We start from the raw sequence: 17,963 nt of genomic DNA on the forward strand, positions 1-17,963 counted from the left end.
TGAATACAAATAATAATGTAATATATTCCAGCGCTTTTGTGGCGTCTGTGGTTGAGTTGTGGGATGATTAGCCCATTAATCTTGGGGGTGGTAATGGGGAAATTAACAGTCTTACTTCTGATTTTACTTGGTTGGCTACAATATTCATTGTGGTTAGGTAAAAATGGTATCCATGATTACAACAAAGTAAGTCAAGAAGTTGAATCTGCATTGGCGCAAAATACGCAGTTAAAAGAGCGTAATGATCGTCTATTTGCAGAGATTGATGACCTCAATGGCGGGCAAGAAGCGTTAGAAGAGCGCGCTCGTAGTGAATTAGGGATGATTAAGCCTAATGAGACCTTTTTCCGTATTGTGAATGATAAGTCTCAACCACGTCGTTAATTTATTGAATTAATAGTGTGTCCTGATACAAATACCATAATGAATATAATAAACTCTACTCTTCCTATTGTTGCTGTTATCCCGGCAGCTGGTATCGGAAGTCGAATGCAATCAATCTGCCCAAAACAATATTTGAAGATTGGTGGATTGACTATTCTTGAACATACCATTAATGCTTTATTAAAACACCCGCGCATAATGAAAATTATTGTGGCAATTAGCCCGGATGATCATTATTTTCAAGCTTTGCCTTTAGCTCAAGATGAAAGGATCATTACAGTTAATGGCGGAGGAGAGCGTGCGGACTCCGTATTATCAGGTTTAGAGTACGTCACTCAGCATTTTTCTGAAAGGACTTGGGCTCTTGTCCACGATGCAGCAAGACCTTGTTTGCATTTTGGCGACCTTGATCATCTTATTAAATTAATTGATGAAAACGTCTCAGATCCCCTGTTTTGTGGTGGTATTCTTGCAACCCCTGTACGTGATACGATGAAACGTAGTCATCAACAAGACAACCATATTGAACAAACAGTAGAGAGAACAACACTATGGCATGCCTTAACGCCACAGTTCTTTCCTGCCTCGTTATTAAAACGAAATATAGAGAATGCACTCTCGGAAAAAGCAACTATTACTGATGAAGCATCAGCAATGGAATTTGCTGGATATGAACCTCTATTAGTAAAAGGGCGTGCAGACAATATCAAAGTAACTCAGCCAGAAGATTTGGCACTTGCAGAGTTTTTTCTTTCGCGCCAAATCACCAATATAAGGAACACACAATAAAATGAGAATTGGACACGGTTACGACGTACATAAATTTGGTGGTGAAGGTCCTATTATTATTGGCGGCGTCAGAGTTCCTTATGAACAAGGCTTATTAGCTCACTCTGATGGTGATGTTGTATTACATGCTGTGACTGACGCTATTTTAGGCGCAGTGGCAATGGGTGACATTGGTACATTGTTCCCTGATACTGATCCGGCATATAAAGGTGCTGATAGCCGTGTATTACTTCGTGAAGCATTTTCACGCGTAAGAGAAAAAGGTTACCGAATTGGTAATTTGGATGTCACTATTATTGCTCAAGCACCTAAAATGTTACCTCATACACCACAAATGCGCGTCAATATTGCAGAAGATCTTCATTGCCATGTTGATGATATCAATGTGAAAGCGACAACAACCGAAAAACTTGGGTTTGTGGGTAGAAAAGAAGGTATTGCCTGTGAAGCTGTTGTTTTATTAATAAAAGAGTCATTACCTGAATGAGTGAATTACCAGAACTCCATTGGTTACATGGAAAACCACAAGCAACGGGTTTATTGAAGTCAATTCCTGAAGATTTTATTGTCTGTGAAGATCTTGGTTTCACCCTCGATGGTGAAGGTGAGCATGTCATGGTAAAAGTCAGGAAAACAGGATGCAACACCGCTTTTGTTGCTGAAAAGCTGGCAAAATTTGTGGGTATTCACCCAAGAGATGCAAGCTATGCTGGACTAAAAGACAGAAATGCTGTCACCGAACAATGGTTTTGTCTACGTATGCCGGGTAAAGAGATGCCCGATTTCAGTCAGCTTGTTTTAGAAGGTTGTGAAATTTTAGAAACGACTCGCCAACAACGTAAATTACGTATAGGTACATTAAAAGGTAATCACTTTACATTGGTGTTACGAGAAATTTCAGACCGTACCTTTGTTGATGTTCGATTAGCTCAAATTAAAGCTAAAGGTATTCCTAACTATTTTGGTGTACAACGATTTGGGCGTAATGGTGAAAATTTACGCCAAGCTATGCGTTGGGCAACCGATGAAATTCGTGTTAAAGAGCGTGGTAAACGCAGTTTTTATCTTTCAGCAGCACGCAGTGCAATGTTCAATCATCTTGTCAGTAAAAGATTAGAGTGTGACTTATATTCAAAAGTGATACCGGGTGATGCCATGCAACTTCATGGGCGAGGCAGTTGGTTTGTTGTCGATGAAGCTGAACTCATTCCAACACAAACTCGCTATGAAGAACATGATGTTCATATTACCGCGCCTTTACCGGGTAAAGGTGATTTAGGTACACAATCACAAGCATTGGATTTTGAAACTGAAAATCTGGCAGAATATGAAACATTATGGTCATTGGCTCGACAAGAGCGAGTTGATAATACAAGACGTGCTATCAATGTGTTACCAGAAAATATGTCATGGAATTGGGTAGACGATACCACTATTTCTCTGTCATTCTTTTTACCGGCAGGAAGCTTTGCAACTAGCGTTGTACGTGAATTAATTTTATTAGGGAATGATGATGCTGAAAATATTGGTGAGTAATGACGATGGTGTGATGGCGAAAGGGATACAGACCCTCGCTAAAGCATTACGCCAGCGTTATGATGTACAAATTGTTGCACCTGATCGTAATCGTAGTGCTGCTTCTAACTCTTTAACTATTGACCGACCATTACGTAAGCAAGAGCTGGAAAATGGCGATATCGCAATTGTTGAAGGAACACCAACAGATTGTGTTTATCTTGGTGTAAATCATTTAGTACGTCCTCGCCCTGATATTGTTATTTCTGGTATTAATCATGGCCCTAATTTAGGTGATGATGTTATTTATTCAGGTACAGTGGCAGCTGCAACAGAAGGGCGTTTTTTAGGTTTACCTGCGATTGCCGTCTCATTAGATGGTGAAACGCATTTTGAGACAGCAGCTCAAGTAACTTGTGACGTGCTGACAATGTTACAACAAGTGCCTTTAAGAGCCGGAAATATTCTCAATATTAATGTGCCAGATATTCCACTAAATGAAGTAAAAGGTTTTCGTATCACTCGTTGTGGGAGTCGTCATGCTTCACAGCACGTTTATACTCACACTGATCCTAGAGGGAATAGCCTTTATTGGATTGGACCTCCAGGCGAAAAAAACGATGTAGGTCCTGATACAGATTTTGCTGCTGTTGACGAAGGTTATGTGTCGATTACACCCTTGCATGTCGATTTAACAGCATACAAAGCACTTGATTTACTACAAAATTGGTTAAATAAAGCAGAGGTCAAAAAAACATGTTAAGTCGGTCAATGAAAGACTTACTGACAATGTTAAAACAGCATGGTATCAAGGATGAAAGCCTGCTGGAAGCAATGAGTAAAGTACCCAGAGAGCTCTTTATTGATGAAGCGCTCTCTCATAAGGCTTATGAAAATACGGCTTTACCTATTGGTAATGGTCAAACTATTTCACAACCTTATATTGTTGCTAAAATGACAACGCTACTAGAATTACAAAGTACGGATTCTGTTTTAGAGATTGGAACAGGATCTGGGTATCAAACGGCGGTTTTAGCAAATTTAGTCCATCATGTCAGCTCTGTTGAGCGTATAAAAATATTGCAATGGCAAGCTAAACGACGTTTTAAGCATCTTGATTTACATAATATTTCTACACGTCATGGTGATGGATGGGAAGGATGGTCATCAAAAGCGCCTTTTAATGCCATAATAGTGACAGCATGTGCAACAGAAGTACCGCAACAGTTATTGATGCAATTAGCTGATGGTGGCAGGATGATAATACCTGTAGGTGAACAGCAACAAATACTGAAGTTTATCCGACGGTTAGGTAATGATTTTCACTATCAATCTATAGAAGCTGTTAGATTTGTTCCTTTAATTTCAGGTGAGTTAGCATAACTTCCAGATAAATCTGACCGCTTTTTATTACTGCTTTTTAATAGCTTGTCGTAATCTGCACTAATAAATGAAACATTTTCAAAAAATTGCAGTCTTTTTGTTCAACTCGACAAATTGCTAGACGCTAATGCCTTTTTAAAGGGAGAAGGAAGTATGAATTCAGAAAGCCCATTTAAGCATGTCCGCTGGGCAATCATGTGTTCGGTAATTGGATTTGCATTAACAGGCTGTGCAGATACACCTTATCGTCCTGCACCCATTACCTCTGTAAATGATAGCTCTTCAAATAATACGGTTTCAACCGCGCCTGTGATGACTAACGGTAATGCGACACCGGTTGAAAGAACGACCCCTTTACAATCGTCACCTCCTCCTTCAATTAAGGTGAATAGTGCTTCATCTAATGGAGGCACATATCAGCCTCAAAACCAGCCTCGCCCACAAACATTGGTAGCGACTCAAAATGTGGGTACAGATGGTTCTGGCCGTATTGTGTATAACCGCAATTACGATAGTATTCCTAAAGGGAATTACAGCGGTAACACCTATACAGTAAAACGGGGTGATACCATGTTCTATATCGCGTGGATAACAGATAGCGATGTAAAAGAGCTGGCTTCAATGAATAATATTCCTGAACCTTATAGTTTAAATGTGGGACAGGTGCTGAATATTGGTAACCGTCAAGTCAATACGGGAACCAATACAAATGTGAACACATCCGTTATCAATCAACCAAGTAGTGCTGGTGTTCAAACGGCTCAAACGAAACCGGCAAATAACACATCAATGGGGCCATTGATCACTAAACCGGCAACGACAACACCACCAAAAACAACGACTCCGCCACCAACAACCAACACTAATACCACAACGGCAACAACACCAGCACCAACAACTGCTTCTGGTAAGTGGATTTGGCCAGCACAAGGTAAGATAATCGAAAGCTATTCAAGTGCACCAGGAGGCAATAAAGGTATCGATATTGGTGGTACTAAAGGCTCTCCAGTAGTTGCAACGGCGGCTGGTAAAGTGGTTTATGCCGGTAGCGCATTACGTGGCTATGGTAACCTTGTTATCATTAAACATAATGATGAATATCTCAGTGCATATGCGCATAACGACACTATTTTGGTGCGTGAACAACAAAATGTGAATGCTGGTCAGCAAATTGCGACGATGGGGAGTTCGGGAACAAGCTCTGTTCGACTGCACTTTGAGATCCGTTATAAAGAAAAATCACTCAACCCAATGAGCTATTTACCGAAAAAATAAATAAGCGGTTTTTAACTCGTATAGTGAATAATCCTAAAGTGAAGCCCTCTCTTTTATAAAAAGGAGAGGGCTTTTTATTATCTGTAATTAATTAAAATATTGAAACAAAATACATTTTAACTAGGTAAAACTGCTTAATTAAAGATAAGTAAAAATGAGAGGTCGATATAAAATTATAGATAACGTTAAATTAGACGGTTGATTATCAATCAATGAATGCGTATGCTAAAAACGTTATATAAAAAATGAATAAAGATTCGCCATTGCTAAAGGATGAACTATAAAATAACCCTTTGTTTGAAAGGGTATTTTCTTTATTAGATTATCTTTTTAATAATAGTAAATAACAAAAATTATTTGGTATTATTTTATTATTATGGATTTTTATTTGTTTTTTTCAGATACAAATAGTTACAGCTAGCGCATTAAATGAAGTAATTTTACGTATAGATAAATATACGTAAATATAATAAAAAAAACTGTTAATAACCTGTACTCAATAGCTAAGTTATATATTGAATAAAGAAAGATAAAATTAACAGTAAAATAGATTATGTTATCTTTTATTTTGTAATTCGTTACAAGGGAAAATCAGTAAACCCGTTGTGTCGTGACACAGCGATAAACTGGTAAACAGACTTTAATCAAACGTCGTTTACCTAAATTATCAAGGGTAGGAGCAGCTGATGAGCCAAAGTACGCTAAGAGTAGACGAGTTATATACAGATGAAATTGAAGAGAACATGGAAGAGTTCGATGAAGTTGCTGCAAAAGAAGCAGAAAATGAGTCTGATGCTCAAGACGAAATTGAACTTATTGAAGGAGTCAATCAGCGTGCGCTCGATGCAACTCAGCTTTATTTAGGAGAAATTGGTTATTCTCCGTTGCTGACCGCTGAGGAAGAAGTTTTTTTTGCCCGTAGAGCGTTACGTGGTGACATTCCTTCAAGACAACGAATGATAGAAAGCAATCTTCGTTTAGTTGTTAAGATATCTCGTCGTTATACAAACCGAGGTCTTGCCCTGCTTGATTTGATTGAAGAAGGGAATTTAGGTCTGATCCGTGCGGTTGAAAAATTCGATCCTGAAAAAGGTTTTCGTTTTTCAACTTATGCGACATGGTGGATACGTCAAACCATAGAACGTGCCATTATGAATCAAACTCGTACCATTCGTCTGCCCATTCATATCGTTAAAGAGCTGAATGTTTATTTAAGAACTGCAAGGGAACTAGCACATAAGCTTGATCATGAGCCTAGTGTTGAAGAAATTGCACAAACACTTGATAAACCAGTTGAAGATGTGAGTAAGATGCTACGTTTAAATGAACGTATTACTTCTGTTGATACCCCAATTGGGGGCGATTCAGATAAAGCCTTACTCGATATTATCTCTGACGAAAATGAAGAAGGGCCTGAGGCGACAATTCAAAATAATAACCTCAAGGAAAATATCATAAAGTGGTTATTTGAATTAAATCCTAAGCAACGTGAAGTATTAGCACGCCGTTTTGGATTATTAGGCTACGAGGCTGAAACTTTAGAAGATGTTGGTAGAGAGATTGGTCTGACAAGAGAAAGAGTTCGTCAAATCCAAGTTGAAGGATTACGTCGACTAAAAGACATTCTGCAAAATCAGGGGTTATGTATTGAAGCTCTTTTCAAAGCATAACTAGCCTTTATTTCTACCTACAGTTTCCAATATATTGTTATTACCAAAGCCGATTAGTGAGTTGCTAATCGGCTTTTCTTTATCTTGTATTATGTGATTTAACAAGATAAAACAAGAGCGTGGTATTGCTTCTCGTCAGTCTGATAAAAGAGATAAAGTAAGATATGAAAGATTATTTTTTAAACGTCAAATTAGAAAGTTATCATTTTGACCAAAATAAAACCTCACCAAAAGGAATGGTGAGATTAATAGCATCAGATAAAGTGTTTTATCTTAGTGAAGATGATTTCGCTCACTCTGAAGATTTTCTGAAACGTTTAAAACAAGGCGATGAACTTAAAATTTGTGCTGAATTGCTTAACGACGGCAGTTTATGGGTGCAATGGATTTATCATGACAGCAAAGGAAGACTTGAGCCAGAAAGAACTTTTACACTTACCACAAAACAGAAAAAATGGTTATTACTTGCCTTTATTCTTACTGTAATTGGGAGTGGATGGAACTATTATTCTTTGCTTTATCTCGAAGCTAATTTTTTTATTGTTGTTTCCATGGTTATTTCATTTGGTGCTGTAATAGTTGGGGTGAGTTATATCGGAGAAAAAGCCTATCGTTTTTTTCAGCGTGTTAGACCTAAGCATAAAAAAAGAATAAAAGCGTTGGATAAAGTAATGGCTAAGCAAGATATTATAGCTCCAGATGGCGAACAACTGATCCTTCCCGAAATAAAAACAAGACCACTGTCGAAGCATATTACACGTAAAAATCCAACCTTTCATATCAAACAAAGTAACGTACAGCGAATACGAGGAAAAATAAAACTTCATCATGTTGATAGAATCAAAATACATTCCCGTAATGCAGAGAGTGTGGTGATGCAAATATCCTGTCAGATTGATAAATATCCTTTTATATTTAGTTATAAAGAACGTTTATTTTATTCTGATCATAATTTATTTTTGGCTGATGGTGATGATGTTGAATTGTTCTTTTGGCAAGCAGAAGATAAGAATTCTGGGCCTATTGTCTTAGGTGTTTATAATCATACCGATAATGGTGCTTATTTGATTTCAGGACAGCTGTATCTTGGACATCAGAGAACTAAACGATTATCGTTGTTAATTACAGGATTAATCAGCGCCTTTATTTTCTCATTGTTCGCCATTTTTTCTATTTCAGATGTTTACGATAATGGTAATTATTGGGATAAATGGGACTGGTTTTTTGTTGGTGATACTTTTTTAGGTATGGGGATCATCTATGGCTCAATAATGACAGGGTTTGCTTTTTTAATTGCGTTATTTTCAAATCTTTATATTTTATTATCACAAAAGGGTAACTGCAGTTATCAAACCTATTTTTTGCTTCAGCAGCAATGTTTTGAAAATAAAAAACCGCTTTATATTACGGAGTTAAGTCAATGAATCCTTTTTTCCGTAAGCCTTTTATCATCATCACAAGCTTATTTATTTTAAGCATACTGCTTTTTTATGGTGTGCTTTTTCATGGATTTGCCTCTAAGTGGCAATGGAAAAATGAAAACTCCTCTGAATTATCTTCATACCCTTATTCTCATTATGATTGGCGTAAGACTTTTTATGCTTCTAGCGGGATGTTAATTAAAACTGAATCTGATAGTGGGCGATATGATGTAGATATTTATGGTCGACTTCACCGCCAAGATAACCAGAGAAAATATACTCTGTACTTTTCTGATAAAGAAGGCACGCGCTTTGTATCACAAGGTCAAGGTAGTTTTTATAACGCTTACTGTGTTCTTGATAAATGTGTTTTATTTACAGAGCAGGGGCGTCAAACTATAGATTTAACAAAGTTTACAGTAGCAGATTTAATTCCTTGGCAAGAGATTAACAATGGTTATTATCGTTTTCCTTTAGCGCTTATTGGTGGAAAATTACTTTTTTCACAAACAACATCGCAATTAGTCTTAGTTGATAATAAGACAATATTGACAAGTTTAGATGAAGGCGAAAGCTGGGAATATTCAGTTAATACAGAAGATCTGGTGAAGCAATATTATGCTGAAGATTTCGGTGAGTTTACACAATTTCATTACGCTCTATCAGGTGATTCCCTCATTATTTTTTATAATCACCATTACACAACAAATACGTTAGAAATCACGCTAAATTTAGTGGATAAAGAAGTGACAAAAACACGTTGGCTCCCTTTGCGTGTTAAAGAAGTTGCCCAAAATGATAAAGGTGATATCTATTTTATTGCTCAACATGCTTCTCGTGATCTCTATTCTGTTGTTCAGCGCCAAGCTGATGGGAATGTAGAAACTTTCTATGAAAGTGGTTATAAATATCTAAATGATTTGATGATAAGTAATAATAATTTGATTTTAAATAAAGGTCGTAATGATGATAAAGTTACGCTAGTTTTTTCATTAAAAACAAAAAATTATACTTCTTATGAGAAAATTACTGACGATATGATGTTTAATCCTGCGTTATCTTCATTTATTCGTTTATTTGACAATTATGGCGATGAAGACACTTTACTGTTATTAGGTGAACGGCTGAAATATAGTCATGCTTCAATTAACTAATGTTGTATTTATCTCTGACTACCTTAGTTTGAAAAATTAGAAAGAAACCATAAAAAAGCTCTGTAAAATAAAACAGAGCCTTTTATGCCTGAAAAGTTGTCAACCTATATCAGGGCTAGTCATCAGTATGTTGTACTTGTTATGGCCTATTTTGCCATCTCTTTTAAACGATAGAGTTGTTCTAATGCTTGTCGTGGCGTTAGAGCATCCGGATCGATTTTATCTAAAGCTAATTCGATGGCTGAAGGCTCAGACTCTGTTAATAACATCAGTTGTGATGTTTCAACATGGCCAGAGCCAGAGTGACCTGATAGCATTTCAAGCTCTTTTAACTTCTGCTTAGCTCGGCGAATAACCTCTTTGGGAACACCCGCTAATGCAGCTACAGCTAAACCATAACTTTTGCTTGCGGCACCTTCTTGAACGCTATGCATAAAGGCAATAGTGTCCCCATGTTCGACAGCATCTAAGTGAATGTTTGCAGTACCTTCAAGTTTTTCAGGTAGCGTAGTTAATTCAAAATAGTGGGTTGCAAAGAGTGTCATCGCTTTAATACGATTAGCTAAGTTCTCAGCACAAGCCCAAGCCAAAGATAATCCGTCATAAGTTGATGTACCTCGACCAATTTCATCCATTAAGACCAAGCTGTTTTCAGTCGCATTGTGCAAAATATTAGCTGTTTCGGTCATTTCCACCATAAAGGTAGAGCGACCAGAAGCAAGATCATCAGAGGCCCCCACACGGGTAAAGATACGATCAACAGGGCCAATTAATGCTTTTTCTGCAGGAACAAAGCTACCTATATAGGCAAGTAAAGTAATTAATGCGGCTTGTCGCATATAAGTGCTTTTCCCTCCCATATTCGGGCCTGTAATTATCAGTAAACGGCGTTGAGGTGCCAATTGTAATGGGTTAGAAATAAATGGTTCGCTAAGAACTTGTTCAACAACAGGGTGACGTCCCCCTGAGATTTGAATACCTGTTTTCTCACTTAATTCTGGGCGAGTATAATTTAATGATTCAGCACGCTCTGCAAGGTTAGAGAGAACGTCTGTTTCTGCTAAAGCCTCTGCACTGATTTGTAATGCAGTAAGATGTGGTAATAATTTTTCAAAAATCTCTTCATAGAGCATCTTTTCAATCGCCAGCGCCTTACCTTTTGAGGTTAAGACTTTATCTTCATACTCTTTTAGCTCAGGAATGATATATCGTTCAGCATTTTTCAACGTTTGACGGCGAACATAGTGCATAGGCACTAAATTACTTTGTCCACGACTGACTTGAATGTAATAGCCATGTACACCATTAAAGCCAACTTTAAGTGTATCAATACCCCATTTTTCACGTTCACGAATTTCAAGTTTATCAAGGTAATCACTTGCGCCATCGGCTAATGCTCGCCATTCATCTAATTCGGCATTATAACCAGAGGCAATGACACCACCATCACGTACTAATACAGGCGGTGTTTCAACAATGGCTTGTTCAAGTAGTTCACATAATTCATTGAACTGGCTAATACGCTTTTGTAATTCTTTAATGTAAGGCATATCAGCTTGTTCAAGCACTTGATGAATATCGTGATATTGCTGAAAAGCATGACGCATACGAGATAGATCACGAGGGCGTGCTGAACGTAACGCTAAACGTGCTAATACACGTTCTAAATCGCCGACTTGACGTAAAAAAGGTTGTAACTCAAAATAAAGAGGTTGCAATGCACTAATTGCATCTTGACGTTTAATGAGTTGTTCACGTTGGCGTAATGGCGTGTGTATCCAACGTTTTAGCATACGGCTTCCCATAGGGGTAACACAAAGGTCAAGTACAGATGCTAGTGTGTTATCAGTGCCACCTGCAAGATTTTGTGTTAATTCAAGATTGCGACGAGTTGCCGCATCTAAAATAATCGAATCTTGAGGGCGTTCCATGGTAATGCTACGGATATGAGGTAAAGAGGTGCGTTGTGTATCTTTCACATATTGCAATAAACACCCAGCAGCGCAGAGCGCGAGGTGTGCATTTTCAACACCAAAGCCTGTTAAATCACGAGTACCAAATTGTAGATTGAGCTGTTGTTTTGCTGTCTCAGGCTCAAACTCCCAAATAGGGCGACGACGCAAGCCTTGCTGGCGCTCAATCAGTGCCATCGATTCAAAGGTTTCTGGATAAAGTAATTCTGCTGGGTGGGTACGTTGTAATTCGGCAATCATGCTTTCACTATCAGGCATTTCAGTAACTTGGAAACGTCCAGATGTGATATCTAATGTTGCATAACCAAATGCGCCATTTTTATCTTGCCAAATAGCAGCTAAAAGGTTGTCTTGGCGTTCTTCAAGTAAGGCCTCATCAGTGACGGTACCCGGTGTCACAATACGAATAACTTTGCGTTCAACTGGGCCTTTGCTTGTTGCTGGATCACCAATTTGTTCACAAATAGCGACAGACTCACCTAATTGCACTAATTTAGCGAGATAATTCTCAACGGCATGATGAGGAACTCCTGCCATAGGAATAGGTTGCCCTGCAGACTGACCTCGTTTTGTTAATGAAATATCTAACAAGCGAGAGGCTTTTTTAGCATCGTCAAAAAACAGTTCATAAAAGTCACCCATACGGTAAAACAGTAAGATTTCAGGATGCTCTGCTTTAATTTTTAGATACTGTTGCATCATTGGTGTGTGGGAGTCTAAGTGTTGAATGTCAGTCATGTTGTCGTCTGTCTTAACGTATTGAATTTTAAGTTATTTGTGAAAAGTTATTGTTACACTGAATGTTGTTTTATTTCACAAGCATTGTTTGATCATATCACAAGGTTTCAGTCTGTTGTTTTAATGATAAAAATATCTTTTTTCATCTCAAGTCACAAAGTTGCCGATTTAGCAAAAATATCTAACTGAATGTGCGTGGCGTTTACGCAAAGAAGGCAAAATGCTAGATACCCCTGATTGGGCACCTCATGATTTATGTCGAACAGTACGTGCAGAGTTAGTTAAACTCGGTTGTCTTAATGAAGTGGGTGAGGCGATACTTGGGCATATACATGGCGACATTGAAGGAACGTATAATTTATACAGTGAGATTATTAGAATTACAATCTGAAATGCAGGTATTGTAAACATCCCAAAAATGATAATTAGGTAATGGAAGATTTTTCATTTTTACTCCTGACCATTATCCCTATTTGAAATCATACTCTGGAGTAAAAATTGCCCCTCAACACCTAATTTTTGCCATACTCGTTGAATATATCTTGATAGTTTCCCCCTTCATCAACAGATGATTGTAAAAGAGCATGAAACCCTGATTTCGTTACTTCTAATCCAAAACTTCTCGTGTCAGCATACTAACATTTTTAGCGAATGTTTCTATTTTTGGGCGCGAAATATTCATACTTTGAATCGTCACAGATAATCTAAACACTTCCGAGCCGTTGATAATACTGATTTTCGTATTCTGTCGGTGACATCTGATTACTCGAACCATGCCGACGCCTACAGTTATAAAACATTTCGGTGTAATCAAAAATATCACTGCGGACTTCTTCCCGCGTTCCGTAGATCTTTTTCTTTATCCGTTCGCGTTTCAGTAACTGGAAAAAGCTTTCTGCAACCGCATTATCATGGCAGTTACCGCGACGACTCATACTTCCCTTCAGACCATGTGATTTCAGGAACGACTGCCATTTATGGCTTGTGAATGAATCAGCACCTGCTTTTGAGGATTACGTCGCCACAAGGCCATCAGAAGCACATTCAGGACAATATCTTTTGTCATTTGGGGTTGCATTGACCAGCCGATAACTTTGCGTGAGAATAGGTCAACAACCACGGACAGGTACAGCCAACCTTCGTGGATCCTGATGTAGGTAATGTCCGTTATCCAACACTCATTCGGCGCTTTCGGGTTGAACTGTCGCCGGAGCCTGTCTGGTGTTACGATACTAGCTTCACCTTTACGTCCCCGTGGGCTTCGGTACCCGACCTGAGCCTTTATCCCCACACGTTGCTGCACGCGGATAAATTACTCGCTGCGTTCGCAATTTACCCGGTGAGCAAAGCGTTATGAGTCCCATTAGCCAGATGAACATCTTTGATTTTGTATCATTTTGAAAATGTGGCTTTTTTCATGGTCTTTCACTGTGTGCATTAATTTGTGCGGTTGTTAGGTGCTGGTTTTACATTTAAAGCTGGTATTTTTCTAAAATCGAGCGGAAAGCTAGAAATCTCATAATAAGGTGCTGCTATCGATAGAGCTCGGTGTTAAATCCACAATTCGCTGTGAGTTCAACCGTTGGATGCAACACACTGGTTAAATCGTTCTGCTGTGAAATTTTTAACTAGAAAAGCGATCTATGTTGCCATATAAAGTAACGGTGATAAAATGCACTATCACCAGTTTGAAATGAGACTACCATGAAAAAGAACGAATTAATTCAAGCAACAAGACCAACTCGTACTCAACTTATTCGTTCGGTAGCAACCTCTACGGCGATTGAAACAGGGCAGGAGTCCCGTCGCCTTGAAGAAGAAATGAAAGCAAAGCGTGAGAAGTTTGGGCATTTGAAACTTGCGATTTAGTTCGCTTTCAAGGCTTCGTTAACCCAATATTTCATGGGTTCATAGTTAAGGTTTAACCCTGCGTGGATTGCTGCAATGTATTGTGTCTGGTTCTGAGTCCAGCTTTCGTAATCTAATGGTTGTTGCCCGCCTTGTACCGCCATCACATCTGCCAGCAAACGCGATAAGCGCCCATTTCCTTCCCTAAAGGGATGTATTAGGATCAATTCCACATGTACTGTTGCAATGGCTTCTATGACGCGCTCTCGGCTCATATTGGTGCAGGGTGTGTATTTCGCGAGATACTCTTTTTCAAATTGAGCAAGTAGCTTTGCAACTCGACCCGCAGGGGCAAACATAAAGCCACCTTTGCTAATATTCACTGTACGTAACTGACCTGCCCACCCGTAAACATTCCCTAACCATTGGCGGTGCCAACGCTGAATAAGTGATACAGTGATTTGTTCAGTTGTGAATTGTTCTTCAAAAATGGCTTGATACAGCTTTTCTAACAGAACAAGCTCCGCGTCATTGATATCATCAACGTTTGAAAGCCCTAGCTTGTTAGCCAGTACCTCTTCATCAGAGCCTTCAGCAAATTTTCCTTCACTATTAGATACATCATATCTATTCATTTTATACTCGTCATACTTCAAGTCGCAGCGTTGTTGACTGCGCTCATTCGCACTAGTCACATACTTATGTATGCTCCTAGACTTTTTTCAAGGAATAGGTTTACTTGTCGCCTAGCTGCACCTCGAATTATTTAGAGTATAAGCAGCGGCTAGGTTAAATAAAATAATAACTACCTATAAATCAACGAATTAATTAAGTGTAGGTTAAATCATAGGTTTTGCTAAAAAATTAATAAATATCGTTATATTTCAACGCTAACACACCCATGCATCACGAGGGTGTGGGAGTCTAAGTGTTGAATGTCAGTCATGTTGTCGACTGTCTTAACGTATTGAATTTTAAGTTATTTGTGAAAGGTTATTGTTACACTGCATGTTGTTTTATTTCACAAGCATTGTTTGATCATATCACAAGGTTTCAGTCTGCTGTTTTAATGATAAAAATATCTTTTTTTATCTCAAGTCACAAAGTTGCCGATTTAGCAAAAATATCTAACTGAATGTGCGTGGCGTTTACGCAAAGAAGGCAAAATGCTAGATATCCCTGATTGGGCACCTCATGATTTATGTCGAACAGTACGTGCAGAGTTAGTTAAACTCGGTTGTCTTAATGAAGTGGGTGAGGCGATACTTGGGCATATACATGGCGACATTGAAGGAACGTATAATTTATACAGTTATGAGAGTGGATGTAAGGTGTGGTTGCAGAAGTGGGCGGATCATATGGGGTTCTTGGCATGATATCCTACGGTGTACTTATTTAGCACAAGTTGTCTGTTAAAATAGTGCTTATAACCTTATCAAAATAAAGCGATATCAGTATCAAGCACTAATCTATTGCATTAAGTATGACATAATCTGACTGGCCGCTTTGTGCCAAAGCGGAAGTTGAATATTACTCAGAATGAAAAATTCCAGCCAGCCGCGGTTGCGAGAGTCACAAACGGTCCAGCCAGTGTAACGTTGTGATGATTGATGATTTCACTTGCTGACAAATGTTCGTTATCCATTGTTGTATGCGCATCAGAAATCAGCACGGTCCTGAATCCTAGCTCTGACGCTGCGCGGCAGGTAGTATCAACACAAAATTCTGTTTTCATACCAGCAATAACCAACTCTTTAACACCTCTTTGGCTAAGCTGAAGTTGTAGGCCAGTATCTCGGAAACAGCTAGGGTACTTTTTAATAAACACGATATCCTGCTCTGTGTTAACGTTCATTTCGTGTATCAGTTGTGTTAAAGGACTTTGCTCTGAGAAAGGAGAATCTTCGGGGCCTGTGTGTCGGGCAAAAAAAACAGGAACCTGAGCCTGCTGCGCTTTTTCAATCAGTAGACAAATATTTGACAGAACTGTATCTGCAGAATATGGGGAAACAGGGCCATGAAAAAGTCCCTGCTGCATGTCGATAATCAAAAGTGCATATTTAGATAATATCATAATGTGTCTCCATTCAGTGCGTTATGAACGGAGAGATTTTCTTCCCCGTTTGGTTTTGTGGGGAGTCAGGATCTGTTTTATCAGGAGTCAGTTACAGATACGCCCACACCGCCGAATTTTTCCGGTGGTGGTGACTGTAGTAGTTGACCAAACTGGCTTAATCATTTTCTGATCTTTCTCGTATTTATTTGGTATTAGGAACGGGGATCATAAAAAAACAGCCCTGTTGTTGTAGCATTAATCAAATACCTGTTTCAACAAATATTTTTCCTGAAGGAAGATCAGTCTTAGCTGCCACATACTAGCGGTGCAAATAATGTTAAATCAATTTCTGTTGATCGCTCACTATAGCCCTTCAGTTTCACTAGCTCGTCTGTGCAGTACCGAAAGCGGATATTACAAATTCAGGAGTAAATATGCCTGCCAAGAGATGAGTATAAGCTCAGGTCAGCCAGGCTTTTTTACGTGGGTATAAATATCAGGCCGGGTGATACTCCATGCATAGTTTTCCCGATTAACGGGTTCATAGCCAAATTTTTCATAGAGCCAAGGAGCTGTAGTTGTAAACAACATGATCCTGCGAAGCTGCTCAAAAACAGGATGATGATGTATGCATTGCATCACCCATCTTCCCAGCCCTTTTCCCTGATATTCCTCAAGAATATAAACATCGCAAAGGTAAGCGAACGTAGCATAATCTGTTATCAAACGCGCGAAGCCTATCTGGGCTTCATCGTGATAAACACCAAAATTAAGGCTGTTCTCAATTGATGCACTGACAATAGCCAGATTAATTCCTTTAGCCCAAGTTGACCTCGTCAGATAGTGATGGATAGCTTGGATATCCAGTTTTTCCCTGTCTGTACTCACGTGGTAGTTATCCTTATGCCACTCATGTTTCTCTAAAATACTCACGTTCGTTCCTATTTAAAAATTTCTGAGAAATGACCTTATCACTTGATAGAAAATCATACTATCGATACTGCTTCGGAATAACGTAATTTTGCGCTGTTATCAATGAGACATTACGTCCTTTTTTCGTGCAGAGTAGACTTGACAACCAGTTGATCTGTCTACTCAGTGCCAATCGCGGACTTTGCCAGTAGTGACCAGTACAATGGGTAGCGGGATACAGCGCAGTTACTATCGCTGTAAATAAAAACATGTTTTAAAAAACAGTATTGACCTTAAATCTCAGATGAGTAAATTAGTAATCAGTAGCACAATGAAAGTAGTTAGTGAGCTATTGAGTAGAAATAAGTTCTGGGATATCCATTTTGCTTTACAGGCCACGAAGTTTGTTATTTGGGATCTAGTTGCTTTCAGGCCTTGTTGTAATTGTGCTAGTTCGCAAAATGGTAGTGTTAACGCGACGATGTAACGCCTTGTTTTTTTTAGTTAATGTTGACGGTTTTTTTATTTATGGTAACCGTATGGGCAACGCATCAAAGAGTATATGTCGCGAGGGGGATGTGCTTGTTGAAGTTGCCACGCTTAGATTCTGAAAGCGCAGGCAGGTGTATGACGAGATAAATAAAGGGAGGATTTTAGTATTAATGCCCAATATTATCTGTAGTAAACGGGTACATTTGAAAGCAGTATAAATCGTAGTATTATTTTATTAAGTTCATTAATGTTAAATCTGAAGTTTGAATTACCTTAAAAGCCCTGACTGCAATGGTTAGGGCTTTTAAAATTACTCCCTCATCTTAATTGTAAGTTCTTCCAACAAATCAATA

Annotated in this window: 17 protein-coding genes and 1 pseudogene; 13 read left to right on the forward strand and 5 right to left on the reverse strand. The window is 38.6% G+C overall.

From position 1 onward, the window contains the following. Window positions 1–93: 93 nt before the first annotated feature. The 10 genes from ftsB to JEP40_RS05740 all read left to right on the forward strand — a co-directional run bounded on the left by ftsB (window position 94) and on the right by JEP40_RS05740 (window position 9,591). Entirely contained in the window at window positions 94–384 is a 291-nt protein-coding gene (gene ftsB, locus JEP40_RS05695; protein WP_072070183.1) for a cell division protein FtsB, read from the forward strand. Window positions 385–423: 39 nt separating this feature from the next. Next, window positions 424–1,173 carry a 2-C-methyl-D-erythritol 4-phosphate cytidylyltransferase gene (gene ispD, locus JEP40_RS05700; protein ID WP_198622806.1) on the forward strand — a complete coding sequence of 250 codons (750 nt, stop codon included), beginning with the start codon at window positions 424–426 and terminating at the stop codon, window positions 1,171–1,173. Between the two features lies 1 nt (window position 1,174). Further along, window positions 1,175–1,660, forward strand: coding sequence for a 2-C-methyl-D-erythritol 2,4-cyclodiphosphate synthase (ispF, locus tag JEP40_RS05705; RefSeq protein ID WP_198622807.1), 486 nt, complete (start codon window positions 1,175–1,177; stop codon window positions 1,658–1,660). After that, entirely contained in the window at window positions 1,657–2,709 is a 1,053-nt protein-coding gene (gene truD, locus JEP40_RS05710; RefSeq protein ID WP_198622808.1) for a tRNA pseudouridine(13) synthase TruD, read from the forward strand. The genes ispF and truD overlap by 4 nt, the downstream gene beginning before the upstream one ends. Then, entirely contained in the window at window positions 2,687–3,451 is a 765-nt protein-coding gene (gene surE, locus JEP40_RS05715) for a 5'/3'-nucleotidase SurE (RefSeq protein WP_198622809.1), read from the forward strand. The genes truD and surE overlap by 23 nt, the downstream gene beginning before the upstream one ends. Further along, window positions 3,445–4,071: a protein-L-isoaspartate(D-aspartate) O-methyltransferase gene (locus JEP40_RS05720; protein WP_072070178.1), complete on the forward strand. Its 627-nt coding sequence runs from the start codon at window positions 3,445–3,447 to the stop codon at window positions 4,069–4,071. Before surE ends, JEP40_RS05720 begins: the two co-directional genes overlap by 7 nt. Before the next feature lie 153 nt (window positions 4,072–4,224). After that, window positions 4,225–5,346, forward strand: a complete 1,122-nt coding sequence (nlpD, locus tag JEP40_RS05725; protein ID WP_198622810.1) for a murein hydrolase activator NlpD — start codon at window positions 4,225–4,227, stop codon at window positions 5,344–5,346. A gap of 686 nt (window positions 5,347–6,032) precedes the next feature. Beyond that, a complete protein-coding gene (gene rpoS / locus JEP40_RS05730) occupies window positions 6,033–7,016 on the forward strand; it encodes an RNA polymerase sigma factor RpoS (RefSeq protein ID WP_198622811.1) in 984 nt (327 codons plus the stop codon). A gap of 164 nt (window positions 7,017–7,180) precedes the next feature. After that, window positions 7,181–8,440 (forward strand): hypothetical protein, encoded by a 1,260-nt coding sequence (locus JEP40_RS05735; protein ID WP_198622812.1) that lies wholly within the window; start codon window positions 7,181–7,183, stop codon window positions 8,438–8,440. Next, entirely contained in the window at window positions 8,437–9,591 is a 1,155-nt protein-coding gene (locus tag JEP40_RS05740) for a hypothetical protein (protein ID WP_198622813.1), read from the forward strand. The genes JEP40_RS05735 and JEP40_RS05740 overlap by 4 nt, the downstream gene beginning before the upstream one ends. A gap of 146 nt (window positions 9,592–9,737) precedes the next feature. Here JEP40_RS05740 and mutS read toward each other — a convergent pair whose 3' ends face one another. Next, complete coding sequence (mutS, locus tag JEP40_RS05745) at window positions 9,738–12,302, reverse strand: DNA mismatch repair protein MutS (protein ID WP_198622814.1); 2,565 nt, start codon at window positions 12,300–12,302, stop codon at window positions 9,738–9,740. 220 nt (window positions 12,303–12,522) lie between these two features. Between mutS and JEP40_RS05750 the strand changes: the two genes are divergently transcribed. After that, window positions 12,523–12,693 carry a hypothetical protein gene (locus JEP40_RS05750; protein WP_332873052.1) on the forward strand — a complete coding sequence of 57 codons (171 nt, stop codon included), beginning with the start codon at window positions 12,523–12,525 and terminating at the stop codon, window positions 12,691–12,693. 313 nt (window positions 12,694–13,006) lie between these two features. Here the strand turns inward: JEP40_RS05750 and JEP40_RS05755 are convergent. After that, a pseudogene (locus tag JEP40_RS05755) lies at window positions 13,007–13,608 on the reverse strand (IS3 family transposase); the annotation flags it as partial. A 398-nt stretch (window positions 13,609–14,006) separates the two neighbouring features. Here JEP40_RS05755 and JEP40_RS05760 point away from each other — a divergent pair. Continuing rightward, window positions 14,007–14,171 (forward strand): hypothetical protein, encoded by a 165-nt coding sequence (locus JEP40_RS05760; protein ID WP_006536548.1) that lies wholly within the window; start codon window positions 14,007–14,009, stop codon window positions 14,169–14,171. Here the strand turns inward: JEP40_RS05760 and JEP40_RS05765 are convergent. Beyond that, window positions 14,168–14,785, reverse strand: a complete 618-nt coding sequence (locus JEP40_RS05765) for a Fic/DOC family protein (RefSeq protein WP_198622815.1) — start codon at window positions 14,783–14,785, stop codon at window positions 14,168–14,170. The genes JEP40_RS05760 and JEP40_RS05765 overlap by 4 nt on opposite strands. A 531-nt stretch (window positions 14,786–15,316) precedes the next feature. Here JEP40_RS05765 and JEP40_RS05770 point away from each other — a divergent pair. Next, window positions 15,317–15,526: a hypothetical protein gene (locus tag JEP40_RS05770; RefSeq protein ID WP_198622816.1), complete on the forward strand. Its 210-nt coding sequence runs from the start codon at window positions 15,317–15,319 to the stop codon at window positions 15,524–15,526. 158 nt (window positions 15,527–15,684) lie between these two features. Here JEP40_RS05770 and JEP40_RS05775 read toward each other — a convergent pair whose 3' ends face one another. After that, window positions 15,685–16,224 carry a cysteine hydrolase family protein gene (locus JEP40_RS05775; RefSeq protein ID WP_198622817.1) on the reverse strand — a complete coding sequence of 180 codons (540 nt, stop codon included), beginning with the start codon at window positions 16,222–16,224 and terminating at the stop codon, window positions 15,685–15,687. 447 nt (window positions 16,225–16,671) lie between these two features. Beyond that, entirely contained in the window at window positions 16,672–17,139 is a 468-nt protein-coding gene (locus JEP40_RS05780; protein ID WP_198622818.1) for a GNAT family N-acetyltransferase, read from the reverse strand. Between the last annotated feature and the right edge of the window lie 824 nt (window positions 17,140–17,963).

This window comes from Proteus vulgaris (assembly GCF_016239305.1).
In the GTDB taxonomy this organism is placed as follows: domain Bacteria; phylum Pseudomonadota; class Gammaproteobacteria; order Enterobacterales; family Enterobacteriaceae; genus Proteus; species Proteus vulgaris_C.

Coding starts and splice junctions, on each gene's coding strand:
- ispD (WP_198622806.1), top strand. CDS start 424: ATGAATATAATAAACTCTACTCTTCCTATTGTTGCTGTTATCCCGGCA.
- nlpD (WP_198622810.1), top strand. CDS start 4,225: ATGAATTCAGAAAGCCCATTTAAGCATGTCCGCTGGGCAATCATGTGT.
- ftsB (WP_072070183.1), top strand. CDS start 94: ATGGGGAAATTAACAGTCTTACTTCTGATTTTACTTGGTTGGCTACAA.
- JEP40_RS05775 (WP_198622817.1), bottom strand. CDS start 16,224: ATGATATTATCTAAATATGCACTTTTGATTATCGACATGCAGCAGGGA.
- rpoS (WP_198622811.1), top strand. CDS start 6,033: ATGAGCCAAAGTACGCTAAGAGTAGACGAGTTATATACAGATGAAATT.
- JEP40_RS05735 (WP_198622812.1), top strand. CDS start 7,181: ATGAAAGATTATTTTTTAAACGTCAAATTAGAAAGTTATCATTTTGAC.
- mutS (WP_198622814.1), bottom strand. CDS start 12,302: ATGACTGACATTCAACACTTAGACTCCCACACACCAATGATGCAACAG.
- JEP40_RS05770 (WP_198622816.1), top strand. CDS start 15,317: ATGCTAGATATCCCTGATTGGGCACCTCATGATTTATGTCGAACAGTA.
- JEP40_RS05720 (WP_072070178.1), top strand. CDS start 3,445: ATGTTAAGTCGGTCAATGAAAGACTTACTGACAATGTTAAAACAGCAT.
- JEP40_RS05750 (WP_332873052.1), top strand. CDS start 12,523: ATGCTAGATACCCCTGATTGGGCACCTCATGATTTATGTCGAACAGTA.
- truD (WP_198622808.1), top strand. CDS start 1,657: ATGAGTGAATTACCAGAACTCCATTGGTTACATGGAAAACCACAAGCA.
- JEP40_RS05740 (WP_198622813.1), top strand. CDS start 8,437: ATGAATCCTTTTTTCCGTAAGCCTTTTATCATCATCACAAGCTTATTT.
- JEP40_RS05765 (WP_198622815.1), bottom strand. CDS start 14,785: ATGAATAGATATGATGTATCTAATAGTGAAGGAAAATTTGCTGAAGGC.
- ispF (WP_198622807.1), top strand. CDS start 1,175: ATGAGAATTGGACACGGTTACGACGTACATAAATTTGGTGGTGAAGGT.
- surE (WP_198622809.1), top strand. CDS start 2,687: ATGCTGAAAATATTGGTGAGTAATGACGATGGTGTGATGGCGAAAGGG.
- JEP40_RS05760 (WP_006536548.1), top strand. CDS start 14,007: ATGAAAAAGAACGAATTAATTCAAGCAACAAGACCAACTCGTACTCAA.